General features: G+C 73.9%; 11 protein-coding genes and 1 rRNA gene. 6 read left to right on the forward strand and 6 right to left on the reverse strand.

The features are described from left to right. Window positions 1-91, forward strand: a 5S ribosomal RNA gene (gene rrf, locus ACZ55U_RS27875); the annotation flags it as partial. A 215-nt stretch (window positions 92-306) separates the two neighbouring features. Here rrf and ACZ55U_RS27880 read toward each other — a convergent pair. Beyond that, window positions 307-1,098: a VOC family protein gene (locus tag ACZ55U_RS27880; protein ID WP_465530200.1), complete on the reverse strand. Its 792-nt coding sequence runs from the start codon at window positions 1,096-1,098 to the stop codon at window positions 307-309. A 193-nt stretch (window positions 1,099-1,291) separates the two neighbouring features. Between ACZ55U_RS27880 and recD2 the strand changes: the two genes are divergently transcribed. The 3 genes from recD2 (at window position 1,292) to ACZ55U_RS27895 (ending at window position 6,324) form a co-directional block, all read left to right on the forward strand. Further along, window positions 1,292-3,529 (forward strand): SF1B family DNA helicase RecD2, encoded by a 2,238-nt coding sequence (gene recD2 / locus ACZ55U_RS27885; RefSeq protein ID WP_465530202.1) that lies wholly within the window; start codon window positions 1,292-1,294, stop codon window positions 3,527-3,529. Between the two features lie 226 nt (window positions 3,530-3,755). Then, on the forward strand, window positions 3,756-5,045 hold the full coding sequence (locus tag ACZ55U_RS27890) for a citrate synthase (protein WP_465530204.1): 1,290 nt from the start codon (window positions 3,756-3,758) through the stop codon (window positions 5,043-5,045). A gap of 559 nt (window positions 5,046-5,604) precedes the next feature. Beyond that, the gene (locus ACZ55U_RS27895; protein WP_465530206.1) at window positions 5,605-6,324 is read left to right on the forward strand and encodes an SDR family NAD(P)-dependent oxidoreductase; all 720 of its coding nucleotides are present in this window, start codon (window positions 5,605-5,607) and stop codon (window positions 6,322-6,324) included. A 73-nt stretch (window positions 6,325-6,397) separates the two neighbouring features. On the opposite strand, the gene ACZ55U_RS27900 is transcribed toward ACZ55U_RS27895, so the two are convergent. Both ACZ55U_RS27900 and ACZ55U_RS27905 read right to left on the reverse strand, forming a co-directional pair. Then, window positions 6,398-8,656 (reverse strand): heavy metal translocating P-type ATPase, encoded by a 2,259-nt coding sequence (locus tag ACZ55U_RS27900; protein WP_465530208.1) that lies wholly within the window; start codon window positions 8,654-8,656, stop codon window positions 6,398-6,400. 69 nt (window positions 8,657-8,725) lie between these two features. Continuing rightward, the gene (locus tag ACZ55U_RS27905; protein ID WP_465530210.1) at window positions 8,726-8,944 is read right to left on the reverse strand and encodes a heavy-metal-associated domain-containing protein; all 219 of its coding nucleotides are present in this window, start codon (window positions 8,942-8,944) and stop codon (window positions 8,726-8,728) included. Window positions 8,945-9,143: 199 nt separating this feature from the next. On the opposite strand from ACZ55U_RS27905, the gene ACZ55U_RS27910 reads away from it, so the two are divergent. Beyond that, window positions 9,144-10,316, forward strand: coding sequence for a PP2C family protein-serine/threonine phosphatase (locus tag ACZ55U_RS27910; RefSeq protein WP_465530212.1), 1,173 nt, complete (start codon window positions 9,144-9,146; stop codon window positions 10,314-10,316). An 82-nt stretch (window positions 10,317-10,398) separates the two neighbouring features. On the opposite strand, the gene dhaL is transcribed toward ACZ55U_RS27910, so the two are convergent. Both dhaL and dhaK read right to left on the reverse strand, forming a co-directional pair. Further along, window positions 10,399-11,025 carry a dihydroxyacetone kinase subunit DhaL gene (gene dhaL / locus ACZ55U_RS27915; RefSeq protein WP_465530214.1) on the reverse strand — a complete coding sequence of 209 codons (627 nt, stop codon included), beginning with the start codon at window positions 11,023-11,025 and terminating at the stop codon, window positions 10,399-10,401. A 12-nt stretch (window positions 11,026-11,037) separates the two neighbouring features. Further along, window positions 11,038-12,033, reverse strand: a complete 996-nt coding sequence (dhaK, locus tag ACZ55U_RS27920; protein WP_465530216.1) for a dihydroxyacetone kinase subunit DhaK — start codon at window positions 12,031-12,033, stop codon at window positions 11,038-11,040. Window positions 12,034-12,170: 137 nt separating this feature from the next. Here dhaK and dhaM point away from each other — a divergent pair, with 137 nt between their 5' ends. Beyond that, the gene (dhaM, locus tag ACZ55U_RS27925) at window positions 12,171-12,563 is read left to right on the forward strand and encodes a dihydroxyacetone kinase phosphoryl donor subunit DhaM (protein WP_465530218.1); all 393 of its coding nucleotides are present in this window, start codon (window positions 12,171-12,173) and stop codon (window positions 12,561-12,563) included. 135 nt (window positions 12,564-12,698) lie between these two features. Here the strand turns inward: dhaM and ACZ55U_RS27930 are convergent, their stop codons facing one another. Next, complete coding sequence (locus tag ACZ55U_RS27930) at window positions 12,699-14,411, reverse strand: bifunctional 3'-5' exonuclease/DNA polymerase (protein WP_465530220.1); 1,713 nt, start codon at window positions 14,409-14,411, stop codon at window positions 12,699-12,701. Window positions 14,412-14,566: the final 155 nt, after the last annotated feature.

The following is a 14,566-nucleotide window of genomic DNA, read 5'->3' on the forward strand; positions in this document are numbered from 1 at the left end:
GCCCGGTTACATTCCGAACCCGGAAGCTAAGCCTTTCAGCGCCGATGGTACTGCAGGGGGGACCCTGTGGGAGAGTAGGACGCCGCCGAACAATTCTTGTGAATGAACCCCCATCCGGTTTCCGGGTGGGGGTTCTTCGCGTTTCCGGGAAGAACCCGGATTCCAGCGAATCGCCAGAACGGCCGTGTCAGCCGCGATCAGGGCGCGGGGCGCTCCACTTTCCCGTGCAGCCCTTGTCTACGCCCGTAGCACCCCTTCACGGGCTTCCTGAAGGGCCATGAGGCGGCCGTAGGCCCATTCGGCCTCTCAGGCCCCGGGCTTGGCGCTGGTGATGACGGCGAAGACGGCTCCGTGGGGATCGACCAGCTGGGCCAGCCGGCCGACGCCGTGGACGTCCATGGCCGGGATGCGGACGGTCGCGCCGAGCGTGGCGGCGATGGCGAGGCTGGCGTCGGCGTTCGGGACCTCGAAGTAGGGGAGCCAGTGCGAGGTGGTGCCGCGTGCGGTGTGTTCCGGGCCGAGCTGCATGATGCCGCCGTGGGCGTCGTCGGTGCCGCCGCCGGCCGGGGTGAGGACGGTGTACATCACCTCGCCGAGCGGGACGTCCTGCTCCTGCCAGTCGAAGACGGCGCGGTAGAAGGACTTGGCGCGCTCGGCGTCGACGCTGTAGCACTCCGTCCAGCAGAGGCTGCCCTCCTCGGTGACCATGTCCAGGCCGCGGGTGTCACGGGGCTGCCAGACGGCGAAGTCCGCGCCGGTCGGGTCGGTGTAGCCGGCCAGCCGGCCCGCGGTGAAGACGTCGAAGGGGGCGAACCGGACGCGGCCGCCGGCCTGTTCGACCAGCCTCGTGGTGCGGTCGGCGTCCTCGGTGGCGAAGTAGAGCGTCCAGCCGGGGGAGGCGTCCTCGTCCGGGAGCGGGCCGAGGGCGGCGACGGTCCGGCCGTCGAGCTGGAAGAAGCCGTACCCGCCGGCGTCGGGGCCGGCCGAGTCGAAGGTCCAGCCGAACAGTGCGGTGTAGAAGTCGACGGACGTCCGGGAGTCCGGGCTGCTCAGGTCGAGCCAGACCGGAGAACCGGGGCGGAAGGCGGTGTTGAGCATGGCGGCACTGCTCCTCGGACGGGGCCCGGGCGGGCGCGGTCGACGACGGGCCCCCCTCGGTGCCTCCCAGCCTGGCACCTCGGCGGGTGCGGTGCACGGCAGGAGCCCCGGAACCGGGGCGGGCGGGGCTGTCGGGGACGGGCGGTACGGTGCGTAGCGGAATGTTCCACCCGTACCGGTCGAAGGGGGTCCGGTGAGCAGGCAGACGGCGCCGTCCGGACAGCAGGTGCCGCGCCAACTGGCGCAGGTCGAGGGCGTGCTGGAGCGGATCACGTACGCCAACGAGGAGACCGGCTACACGGTGGCCCGGGTGGACACCGGCCGGGGCGGGAACGACCTGCTGACGGTGGTCGGCGCGCTGCTGGGGGCCCAGGTCGGCGAGTCGCTGCGGCTGCACGGACGCTGGGGGTCGCACCCGCAGTACGGGCGGCAGTTCACGGTGGAGAACTACACCACGGTGCTGCCGGCCACCGTCCAGGGCATCCAGCGGTACCTGGGCTCGGGGCTGATCAAGGGGATCGGGCCGCGGTTCGCCGAGCGGATCGTGGAGCGCTTCGGGGTGGACACCCTGGAGGTGATCGAGAACGAGCCGGGCCGCCTGATCGAGGTGCCCGGGCTGGGGCCGAAGCGCACCAAGAAGATCGCGGCGGCCTGGGAGGAGCAGAAGGCCATCAAGGAGGTGATGGTCTTCCTCCAGGGGGTCGGGGTGTCCACCTCGCTGGCTGTGCGAATCTACAAGCAGTACGGCGACGGCTCCATCGGCGTCGTGCGGAACGAGCCCTACCGGCTGGCGTCGGACGTGTGGGGCATCGGCTTCCTGACCGCGGACCGGATCGCCCAGGCGGTGGGCATCCCGCACGACAGCCCGGAGCGGGTGAAGGCCGGCCTCCAGTACGCGCTGTCGCAGAGCACCGACCAGGGGCACTGCTTCCTGCCGGAGGAGCGGCTGATCGCGGACGGGGTGAAGCTGCTCCAGGTGGACGTCGGGCTGGTGATCGACTGCCTGGCGGAGCTGGTGGCGGCCGAGGGTGTGGTGCGCGAGGCGGTCCCGGGGGACGGCGGCGAGCCGCTCACCGCCGTGTACCTGGTGCCGTTCCACCGCGCGGAGATCTCGCTCGCCAACCAGTTGCTGCGGCTGCTGCGTTCGGAGGAGGACCGGATGCCGTGGTTCGGGAGCGTGGACTGGCCGGTCGCGCTGGAGTGGCTGGCGAAGCGGACCGGGGCCGAGCTGGCGCCGGAGCAGGAGCAGTCGGTGCGGCTTGCGCTGACCGAGAAGGTCGCGGTGCTGACGGGCGGTCCGGGCTGCGGCAAGTCGTTCACGGTGAAGTCGATCGTGACGCTGGCGCTGGCGAAGCGGGCGAAGGTGGTGCTGGCGGCGCCGACCGGCCGGGCGGCGAAGCGGCTGTCGGAGCTGACCGGGATGGAGGCCTCGACGGTGCACCGGCTGCTGGAGCTGAAGCCGGGCGGGGACGCGGCGTACGACCGGGACCGGCCGTTGGACGCGGACCTGGTGGTGGTCGACGAGGCCTCCATGCTGGACCTGATCCTGGCGAACAAGCTGGTCAAGGCGGTACCGATGGGCGCGCACCTGTTGTTCGTGGGGGACGTGGACCAGCTGCCCTCGGTCGGCGCGGGGGAGGTGCTGCGGGACCTGCTGGCCGAGGGCGGGCCGATCCCGTCGGTGCGGCTGACCAGGATCTTCCGGCAGGCGCAGCAGTCCGGGGTGGTGACCAACGCGCACCGGATCAACGAGGGCCGGCCGCCGCTGACGGACGGTCTGGCGGACTTCTTCCTGTTCGCCGAGGACGACGCGGAGCGGGCGGCCGGGCTGACGGTGGACGTGGTGGCGCGCCGGATCCCGCGGAAGTTCGGCTACGACCCGCGCCGGGACGTGCAGGTGCTGGCGCCGATGCACCGTGGCCCGGCCGGGGCGGGGAACCTGAACACGCTGCTCCAGGCGGCGGTGACGCCGGCCCGGGAGGGGCTGGCCGAACGCCGCTCCGGCGGCCGTACGTTCCGGGTCGGGGACAAGGTCACCCAGGTCCGCAACAACTACGACAAGGGGCGGAACGGCGTCTTCAACGGCACAGTGGGAGTGGTGACCGCGCTCAGCGCCGACGACCAGCGGCTGACGGTGCTCACCGACGAGGACGAGGAGGTGGAGTACGACTTCGACGAACTGGACGAGCTGGCCCACGCGTACGCGGTGACGATCCACCGCTCGCAGGGCAGCGAGTACCCGGTCGTGGTGATTCCCGTCACCATGTCCGCTTGGACGATGCTCCAGCGGAACCTGCTCTACACCGCTGTGACCAGGGCCAGGAAACTCGTGGTGCTGGTGGGGTCACGCAAGGCGATCGGACAGGCCGTCCGGGCCGTCAGCGCAGGTCGGAGGCATACCGCGCTCGACCACCGGCTGACAGCTGGATGATTATCCAACGCGATGGTTGCCTCTAATGTTCTCTTGACGTGAAGAGATTTACGGCAGAACCTAGGGTGGGTGCCGATCTTGTCCGGTTCGTACCGGCTGCGGCGGCAGGTTTTGTAGGGCAGGGCCCTGTCGGGCCACCCCGGGTGCGCGACTGTCCTCCGGATGGGGGATGGTAGAGGCAGTCAGGGCACCTTGGAAGAGGATTCATTTCGTCGGTGAGGAAGACGTGAGCGACAACTCGGTAGTACTGCGGTACCAGGACGGCGAGTACGAGTACCCCGTCGTCGAGAGCACTGCGGGCAACTCCGGCTTCGACATCTCGAAGCTGCTCCCGCAGACCGGCCTGGTCACCCTGGACAACGGCTTCGGTAACACCGCCGCGTACAAGTCCGCGATCACCTTCGTGGACGGTGACAACGGCATCCTGCGGTACCGCGGCTACCCGATCGAGCAGCTTGCCTCCGATGGCGGCTTCATCGAGACCGCGTACCTCCTGATCAACGGCGAGCTGCCCAACGCGGACCAGCTGGCGGAGTTCAACCGCGAGATCACCCAGCACACCCTGCTGCACGAGGACGTCAAGCGCTTCTTCCAGGGCTTCCCGCGGGACGCCCACCCGATGGCGATGCTGTCCTCGGTGGTCGGCGCGCTGTCCACGTTCTACCCGGAGAGCCACAACCCGTTCGACGCGGGCCAGCGCCACCTGTCGACCGTCCGCTTGCTCGCCAAGCTGCCGACGATCGCCGCGTACGCGTACAAGAAGGCGATGGGCCAGCCCTTCGTCTACCCGCGCAACGACCTGAGCTACGTCGAGAACTTCCTGCGGATGACCTTCGCCGTCCCCGCCGAGGACTACGAGCTCAACCCGGTCGTCGTCAACGCGCTGGACAAGCTGCTCATCCTGCACGCGGACCACGAGCAGAACTGCTCGACCTCCACCGTGCGCCTGGTCGGCTCCAGCCACGCCAACCTGTTCGCCTCGATCTCGGCCGGCATCTCGGCCCTGTGGGGCCCGCTGCACGGCGGCGCCAACCAGGCCGTGCTGGAGATGCTGGAGAGCATCCAGAAGGACGGCGGCGACGTCGACGCCTTCATCACGAAGGTGAAGAACAAGGAAGCCGGCGTCAAGCTGATGGGCTTCGGCCACCGGGTCTACAAGGCGTTCGACCCGCGCGCCGCCCAGGTGAAGCTGCTCGCGCACGAGGTGCTCGGCCAGCTCGGCAAGAGCGACGAGCTGCTCGACATCGCGCTCAAGCTGGAGGAGCACGCCCTCAAGGACGACTTCTTCGTCTCGCGCAAGCTGTACCCGAACGTGGACTTCTACACCGGCCTGATCTACCGCGCCATGGGCTTCCCGACCAGCATGTTCACCGTGCTGTTCGCCCTCGGCCGGCTGCCGGGCTGGATCGCCCACTGGCACGAGATGATCAACGACCCGACCAGCCGGATCGGCCGTCCGCGCCAGATCTACACCGGCACCGCGATCCGCGACTACGTCCCGCTGGACGCCCGCTGACCGGAGCGGAGCCGACCACCGGCCCGCGCGGAAGCTGAGAGGGGCCCGGCCGCCATCGAGCGGCCGGGCCCCTTCGCGTCCCGGTGGCGGGCCCCGAGGGGCCCGCACGGGGACGGAACCGTACGGCGCACGACTCCGGGGTCGGCCGCGCCGGAGACGGCCGCTCAAAGCGTCCCCGGCCCGCCGGAACCCCGGCGTCGTGCGCGAAGGCCGTCAAGGTCGACGACCGTTCCCGGGGCCCGCCGGAGCCCCGTCGGCGACAGCCCGCTGGAAGCGCGGGGACACGTTGCCGTTCGTGTGTCCCCGCCCATCGGAAAAACTGCCGCACTACCAACCTAAGACGTATCAGGGTGCGAGAAGTTACGCCCGGGGGGTGTGACCTGCCTCTCGCCACGCTCCGTGTGCGCGTCGTTCCGCGCTCATACCACACGTTCGCCGCGGCGGGGCGTCACCCTCCCCGCAGTCACGACAACCGAGCGTGATAGGAATCGTGGCATTCCGGTACGGACCGTCGCGCACATTCGCCGCGCGACGGCGGAACTGGGGAGGGAGTGGGCAGATGGCCAGGAACGTCGTCGTCACCGGCGGTGGCACGGGAATCGGGTACGAAGTCACGCGGCGGTTCGTCGAGGCCGGCGACCACGTGGTGATCGTGGGCCGGCGCCGGGAGGTCCTGGAGGAGGCCGTGGCCGGCCTCGGGCCGACCGTCACCCCGCTGGTGTGCGACCTCGCCGACCCGGACGCCGTCGAAGCCGCGCTCCCCCGGCTGCCCGAACGGATCGACGTCCTGGTCAACAACGCCGGCAGCCGGGAGACCGTGGTCGGCGGCGGGCCGCACGCCCTGCTGGCGCGCTGGCGCGGCGACTTCGAGCGCAACGTGCTGACGGCGGTGCTGCTCACCGAGTCGGTCCGCGACCGGCTCACCCCGGGCTCCGGCCGGGTGGTCACCCTCAGCTCCATCGCCGCCCTGCGCGGGGCCGGCTCCTACGGTGCGGCGAAGGCCTCGCTGCACGCCTGGAACCACTTCCTGGCCGCCCAGTTGGGCACCTCGGGGATCACCGCCAACATCGTCGCGCCGGGCACGGTCGCGGGCACCGAGTTCTTCGGGCCCCGGCTGGACGAGGCCGAGGTCTCCCGGCGGGCGGCCCGCACCCTGCTCGGGCGGATCGGCGAGTCCGGCGAGGTCGCGGCGGCGGTGCACTTCCTGGCCTCGCCCGAGGCCGGGTTCATCACCGGCGAGATCCTGCACTGCAACGGCGGGGAGCTGCTGGGGCGTTGAGGCGCCGCGCCGGCTCGCGGCGAGGGCCCCGGGAGCCCGCCGTGCCGGTCCGGGGCCCTCGCGCCGGCCGGCCTCAGGCCGGCCGGAAGCGGCGCAGCCGCAGGCTGTTGGTGACCACGAAGACCGAGGAGAAGGCCATCGCGGCCCCGGCGATCACCGGATTGAGCAGGCCGGCGGCGGCCAGCGGGATCGCCGCCACGTTGTAGCCGAAGGCCCAGAACAGGTTGCCCTTGATGGTGGCGAGGGTGCGGCGGGAGAGCCGGATGGCGTCGGCCGCCGAACGCAGGTCGCCGCGGACCAGGGTGAGGTCGCCGGCCTCGATGGCGGCGTCGGTGCCGGTGCCCATCGCCAGGCCCAGGTCGGCCTGGGCGAGCGCGGCGGCGTCGTTGACGCCGTCGCCGACCATCGCCACGACCCTGCCCTCGGCCTGGAGGCGCTTGACGGTGGCGACCTTGTCCTCGGGGAGCACCTCGGCGATCACGTCCGGTGCGGCGATGCCGACCTCGGCGGCGACGGCCTCGGCCACCGCCCGGTTGTCGCCGGTCAGCAGCACCGGGGTCAGGCCCAGGGCCCGCAGCCTGCCGACGGCCTCGGCGCTGGTCGGCTTGACCGCGTCGGCGACCTCCAGGACCGCCCGCGCCTCGCCGTCCCAGCCGACCGCGACCGCGGTGCGGCCGGCCGCCTCGGCGGCGGCCTTGGCACGGGCCAGGGAGGGCGGCAGGTGCTGCCCGCGCCCCGCCAGCAGGGCCTCGTGCCCGGCGACCACCGTGCGGCCCGCCACGACCCCCTCCACGCCCCGTCCGGGGATGCCGCGGAAGTCCGTGACGGCGGGCAGGTCGCCGGCCTCGGCGGCGGCCTCGGCGATCGCCCGGGCGATCGGGTGCTCGGAGGCGTGCTCGACGGCGCCGGCCAGGCGCAGTGCCTCGGCGCCATCCACGCCCTCGGCGGTGTGGACGGCGAGCAGGGCCATCCGGCCGGTGGTGACGGTGCCGGTCTTGTCCAGGACGACGGTGTCCACCGCGCGGGTGGTCTCCAGGACCTCCGGGCCCTTGATCAGGATGCCGAGCTGGGCGCCGCGGCCGGTGCCAACCATGAGCGCGGTCGGGGTGGCCAGGCCCAGGGCGCATGGGCAGGCGATGATCAGCACGGCCACGGCCGCCGTGAAGGCCCCGGTGGGGCTGCCGGTGGTCAGCAGCCAGACCACCAGGGTGGCCAGGGCGATCAGGATGACGGCCGGGACGAAGACGGCGGAGATCCGGTCGGCCAGCCGCTGGGCGGCGGCCTTGCCGTTCTGGGCCTCCTCGACCAGCTTGGCCATCCGGGCCAGCCGGGTGTCCGCGCCGACCCGGGTGGCCTCGACCACCAGCCGGCCGCCCGCGTTGACGGTGGCGCCGGTGACCTCGTCGCCGACGGCGACCTCGACCGGGACGGACTCGCCGGTCAGCATCGAGGCGTCCACGGCGGAGCCGCCCTCGACCACCACGCCGTCGGTGGCGATCGTCTCGCCGGGGCGGACGACGAAGCGGGTGCCGACGGCCAGCCGGTCCACCGGAAGCCGGACCTCCCGGCCGGCCTGGAGGACGGCGACGTCCTTGGCGCCGAGGTCGAGCAGGGCGTGCAGTGCGGCCCCGGCCCGGCGCTTGGAGCGGGCCTCCAGGTGGCGGCCGAGCAGGATCAGCACGGTGACGGCGGCGGCGGTCTCCAGGTAGAGCGTGGTGGAGGCGTCGGTGTCGCCGACGGACAGCGTGAAGTCGTGGTGCATCCCCGGCCGGCCGGCGTGGCCCCCGAACAGGGCCCAGCAGGACCAGCCGAAGGCGGCCAGGGTGCCGAGCGAGACCAGGGTGTCCATCGTCGCGGCGCCGTGCCGGAGGTTGGTCCAGGCGGCGCGGTGGAAGGGCAGGCCGCCGTAGACGACGACCGGGCCGGTGAGCGCGAAGGCCAGCCACTGCCAGTCGGTGAACTGGAGGGCCGGGACCATCGACAGCAGGACCACCGGGACGCTGAGGACGGTGCTGATCAGCAGCCGGTCCCGGAGGGGGTCGGGGTGCTCGGACCGTGCGGGCCGCTCGGGCTCGGGGGCGGTGGGGGCCGGGGCCGGGGGGAGCTCGGCGGAGTAGCCGGTGCGCTCGACCGTGGCGATCAGGTCCTCGACCGTGGTCCCGGGGCCGAAGTCGACCCGGGCCTTCTCGGTGGCGAAGTTCACGGTGGCCTCGACGCCGTCCAGCCGGTTGAGCTTCTTCTCGATCCGGGCCGCGCACGAGGCGCAGGTCATCCCGCCGATGGACAGCTCGACCCGGTCCCGGGCCCCGACGTCCGGGGCGGACGTGCTCATGCGGATCAGCTCCTTGGTGCGGGTGCACGGCGGGGGCGCCCCGGGGAGGCCCCCGCCGTGCCGGGTGGTTCAGGCGCTGCGGCCGACCAGCTCGTAGCCGGCCTCGTCGATCGCGGCGCGCACCTGCTCCTCGTCCAACGGGGCGGCGGAGGAGATCGTCACGGTGCCGGCGGTGGCGTCGGCGGTGACCTCGGTGACTCCGGCCAGGGCGGAGACCTCCGCGCTGATGGCCTTCTCGCAGTGGCCGCAGCTCATGCCGGACACGGTGTAGGTGATGGTGCTGGACATCTGGGGCCTCCGGGAGGTCGGGCGGTCCGGGGCGGTCGGCCCGGGCGCGGCGCTGGCTGTGACTCTTCTCAACACAATACCCCCTCGGGGTATTCCGGACTCGGGTGGGGTAGGGGTGGTCCGCGTCGTCCGCGTCGTCCGCGCCGGCGGGGCCGGGGCCGGTCGGGCCGCCGCCGTGATCGTCCCTTATGTTCGGTATGTGTTTCCGCTCCGCCGCGCCCAGTCTCCCTCGGCTCCCACGGCAGCCGGACTGCCGCCGGACCGGCAGCGCGGCGCCCTGCTCGCCGCCGACCTCCAGGACGTGCCGTTCTGGCGCCGGGCCAGCCCCGCGCTGGTGGCGGTCCTGCTGGTCGCCGTCGCGGACTTCCTCTCCGGCCAGGACCGCTACCTCGCCCCGCTGATGACCGTGGTGCCGACCGTCGCGGCGCTGACCCTGAGGCCCGGCGAGCTGATCATGGTCTGCTCGCTCGGGCTGTTCGCGGTGCTCGGGCTCAGCCACCACGACCAGGTCGACAACATCAACGATGCCCGCTTCCTGTACGGGGCGATGGTCAGCTACGTCGTGCTGACGCTGTTCTCGGCCTGGGTCGCCAAGATCCGGATGCGGCGCGCGGCGGCCTTCGCGGCCGTCAGCTCCGTCGCGGAGGCCGCCCAGCGGGCACTGCTGCAACTGCCGGGGCCGACGGTGGGACCGCTGCGGCTCGCGGTGCGGTACGTGTCGGCGGCGGACGCCTCACGGATCGGCGGGGACCTGTACTCGGTGCTGGAGACGCCGCACGGGACCCGGGTCGCGGTCGGGGACGTCCGGGGCAAGGGGCTGGCGGCGGTGCAGACCGCGGCGGTGGTGCTGGGCGCCTTCCGGGAGGCGGCGTACGACGAGGCCGGGCTGCGGGGCGTCGCGGCGCGGATCGAGGCCAGCGTCGAACGGCACGTGCCGGACGGGGAGTTCACCACGGCGCTGTTCGCGGAGTTCCGGGTGCCGGGGGCGATGGAGCTGTTGCAGTACGGCCACGTGCCGCCGATCCGGGTGGACGCCGAGGGGCGGGCCCACGTGCTGGACGCGCCGGATCCGTGGGTGCCGCTGGGCCTCGGCCGGCTGGCGGCGGGGGAGCCGACCACGTGGGGGCAGCCGTTCGGGGCCGACGACGTGCTGGTGCTCTGCACGGACGGGGTGATCGAGGCGCGGCACCGGGAGAGCGGGGAGTTCTACCCGCTGGCGGAGCGGGTGGGGCCGCTGGTGCGGGGCGCCGCGCGCTCGGAGGGGGAGCTGGAGGCGGCGGTGGGGCGGGTCTACGCGGACCTGCTGGCACACACGGGCGGGGAGTTGCGGGACGACGCGCTGCTGTTGCTGATCGCACGGACGGACGGCTGAGGGGGGAGCGGGGCTCGCGCTTCCGGCGGTTCCCCGCGCCCCTGCCGGGGCCCGGGGAACCGGGTGCACGGGACGCGGGGGCTCAGGCGGCGGTGACGTCCGCGAGGGCGCGGAAGACGAGCGCGGTGGAGGTGGCGCCCGGGTCCTGGTGGCCGACGCTGCGTTCGCCGAGGTAGGAGGCGCGGCCCTTGCGGGCCTGGAGGGGGACGGTGTCGCGGGCGCCCTGTTCGGCGGCGTCGGCGGCAGCGGCGGCGGCTTCGGGGAGGCCGGCGCCGGTGGCGGCCGTGGCGCGGAAGGCGGCGACGGCCGGGGTCCAGGCGTCCACGATGGTCTTGTCGCCGGGTTCGGCCTTGCCGAGCAGGCGGACGGCGTCCAGTCCGGCCGACAGGGCCTCGGCGACGGCGGCCGGGCCGGCCGGTTCGGGCAGGGCGGCGCCGACGGCGCGGAAGGCCTTGCCGTAGAGCGGGCCGGAGGCGCCGCCGACCTTGGAGATGAGGGTGGTGCCGGTCTTGGTGAGGACGGCGCCGGGGCCGGTCGGCTGGAGGCCGTCCAGGGCGGTCAGGGCCGCGCTGAAGCCGCGCTGGAGGTTGCTGCCGTGGTCGCCGTCGCCGATCGCGGAGTCCAGCTCCGTCAGCCGGGACTGCTCCTTCTCGACGGCCGCGGCGATCGCGCGGATCCAGGCCTCGGCGAGCGGGGTGTCGAAGTGCATCGGGTCCTCCTCTCAGGCCCGCTTGAGGGCGGGGGTGTCGACCGGGGCGTCCCAGAGCTCCAGCACCTGGGCGTCGGCCTTGGTGAGGGTGAGCGAGAAGCCCGCCATGTCGAGGCTGGTGACGTAGTTGCCGACCAGGCTGCGGGCCACCGTGATGCCGCGCTCGGCGAGCCGGGCGGCGACCTCGCCGTAGACCACGTACAGCTCCAGGAGCGGGGTCGCGCCGAGGCCGTTGAGCAGGGCGATCACCTCGTCGCCCGGGGTCAGGTGGTGGTCGGTCAGGATGGTCTCGACCACCTCGGCGGCCAGCTCGCGGGCCGGGCGGAGCTTCTCCCGGCGGCGGCCGGGCTCGCCGTGGATGCCGACGCCGACCTCGATCTCGTCCTCGGGCAGGTCGAAGCCGGGCTTGCCGGCGGCCGGGACGGTGGCGGCGGTGAGCGCGATCGCGAAGGAGCGGGAGGCGGCGTTGACCCGCTCGCCCAGGGCGGCGACCTCGTCCAGCGGGGCGCCGCGTTCGGCCAGTGCGCCGGCGGTCTTCTCGACCACCACGGTCGCGCCGGTGCCCCGGCGGCCGGCCGTCCAGGTCGAGTCCTCGACCGCGACGTCGTCGTTGACCAGGACGGTGCGGACCTCCAGGCCCTCCTCGGCCGCGAGTTCGGCGGCGAGCTCGAAGTTCATCACGTCGCCGGTGTAGTTCTTCACGACGAAGACCACGCCGGCGCCGCTCTCCACGGCCTTGGCGGCGGCCAGCATCTGGTCCGGGACGGGCGAGGTGAACACCTCGCCGGGGCAGGCGGCGTCGAGCATGCCGGGGCCGACGAAGCCGCCGTGCAGCGGCTCGTGGCCGGAGCCGCCGCCGGAGACCAGCGCGACCTTGGGCGCGGCCGGGCGGGCGGCCCGGGTGATCACCCGGTTGGGGATGTCCACCGTCAGCTCCGGATGGGCGGCGGCGACTCCGGCCAGCGCGTCCTCCAGGACGCTCTCCGGGGTGTTGATCAGCTTCTTCAACGCTCTTCGCTCCCTCTTCGGCGGCGGACGCTGCTGACCCGACGCTACGCCAGACGGGGGTGCCGGGCACCGGGTGCGACACGCGCGATCCGGATCACTCTCCCGGAGCAGCGGGCTCCGGCCGTAGGGTCACCGGCATGAGCGAAAACGTGGGCATTGTTCTGGTCTCGCACAGCGCCCGGCTCGCGGAGGGGCTGCGCGAGCTGCTCGGCGAACTCGCCTCGGACGGCGTGCGGGTGGTCGTCGCGGGCGGTACGGAGGACGGCGGGCTCGGCACCAGCTACGACCTGATCGCCGGGGCGGTCGCGCGGGCCGACGCCGGGGCGGGCGTGGTCGTGCTGCCGGACCTCGGCAGCTCGGTGCTCACCGCCGTGACGGTGCTGGAGGACGAGCCGCGGCCGGGCGTGAAGCTGGTGGACGCGCCGTTCGTGGAGGGCGCGGTGGCCGCCGCCGTCACCGCCTCGACCGGGGCGCCGCTGGCCGAGGTGGTCGCGGCGGCGGAGGACGCGCGCGGCTTCCGGAAGCTCTGACCACGGGGCGGCGCTGACCACCCGGTTGCCCTGACCACCCGGCCGTACCGATCACCCGGCGGCTCCGGTCACCCGGCTGTCCTGATCACCCGGCGGCTCCGGTCACCCGGCCGCCGCGGTCACCGGTGGCTGAGGTCACTTGGCGTCCGCGTAGCAGTCCACCACCGCCGTGCTGAGCGGGAAGCGCACCGGGGTGTCGCCGAACACCAGCCGGCGGGCCTCGTCGGCCGCCGCGGCGACGGTGGCGGCCACCTCGTCGGCCAGGTTGGCCGGGGTGTGCACGATCACCTCGTCGTGCTGGAAGAACACGAGGTGCGGGCGGTCCGCCGGGCTCGCCGCGGGCAGCTCGTTCAGCCGCCGGCGCAGCGCCGCGAGCAGGGCGAGGGCCCAGTCGGCGGCGCTGGCCTGGATGACGTAGTTGCGGGTGAAGCGACCGCGGGCGCGGGCGGTGCGCCCGCCGTCCTCGCCCGCGCCGTCGGCCTCGGTGAGGTCGAGGAAGGCGGCGGAGGCCGGCGGGCACGCCCGGCCGAGCCGCGAGGCGACCACGCCGCCGTCCTCGCCGGTGCGGGCGGCGGCCTCGACGTAGCCCATCGCGGCCGGGTAGCGCCGGCGCAGGGTGTTCAGCAGCGGGCCGACGTCGCCGCTGGTCTGCCCGTACATGGCGCCGAGCAGGCCGAGCTTGGCCTTGTCCCGGTCGCCGTGGAAGGCGTTGGCGGCGAGCGCCTCGTACAGGTCCCCGCCGGCCGCGGTGCGGGCCAGCCCGGCGTCCCCGGAGAGCGCGGCCAGCACCCGGGGCTCCAACTGGGCGGCGTCGGCGACCACCAGCAGCCAGCCCGGGTCGGCGACCACGGCCCGGCGCAGGATGCGCGGGATCTGGAGGGCGCCGCCGCCCCGGCTGGCCCAGCGGCCGGAGACCACGCCGCCGACCACGTACTCGGGCCGGAACCGGCCGCCGCGGGCCCAGGCGTCCTGCCAGGCCCAGCCGTGCGCGACGTGGATCCGGGAGAGCTCCTTGTAGCGGACCAGCAGTCGCGCGGCCGGGTGGTCGACGCCCTTGAGCTCCCAGGAGCGGGTGGAGCCGAGGTGGACGCCCGCCTCGGCGAAGGCGCGCAGCACCTGGGTGTGCGAGTCGGGGTTGAACGGCTTGCCGCCGAGCGCCCGTTGGAGTTCGACGGCGAGTTCGGCGAGGACCCTCGGCTGGGTGCCGGGGACGGCCGGGCGGGGGCCGAGCAGCTCGGTCAGCAGCCGGTCGTGGACGTCGGAGCGCCAGGGCAGGCCGTCGTGGGCGATCTCGGCGGCCACCAGGGCGCCGGCCGACTCGGCGGCCACCAGCAGCCGGAACCGCTGCCGGGCGCCCGGGTCGGCGATGGCGGCGATCCGGCGCTGCTGCTCGGCGTGGACGGCGACCACGGCCGCCAGCGGGTCGGCGCCGGGCGGCAGTTGCAGCCGGTCGGGGGCGAAGAGGGTGTCCTGGCCGCCGTCCGCCTCGGCGAGGCCGGGCTCGGGCAGGTCCTCCGGCACGGGCAGACCGCGCAGTCGGCACCAGGCGGCGCCGAGCGAGCGCGGCGCGCCGAACCGGCCCTCGTGCGCCAGCAGCAGCGACTCGACCAGCCGCAGGTCGTGGCACCGGGCGAGCCGGTCGGGCAGCCGCGGCAGCAGCGGGGCGTACCCGGAGTCGGCGGCGGCCCACACCCACCGGGGGCGGTCGGCGGCCTCCCGGGCGGCGACGGCGGCGGCGAGGTCGCGGACGGCCTCCGGCGGGCCGAGCGGGGCGCCCGCGTCGTCCAGCGGCTGGAGCCGGCCGCCGGGGCCGTGCGGGTCGGGCGCGAGGGCGGTCCTGGGGGCCACGGGGGCTGCTCCTCTCGGCGCGCGGTCGGGCGTGCGGGACGGGTACCGGGTGCGGGCCCCCGGGCGGCGGACCTGCCGCGGCCCGCGACCGACGGGTCCGCGCCGTCGACGTTAACCGGTGGGTACGACAACGGTTGACCGGCGGGTCCGGCGGC

It is taken from the genome of Kitasatospora sp. NPDC034533 (genome assembly GCF_055575155.1).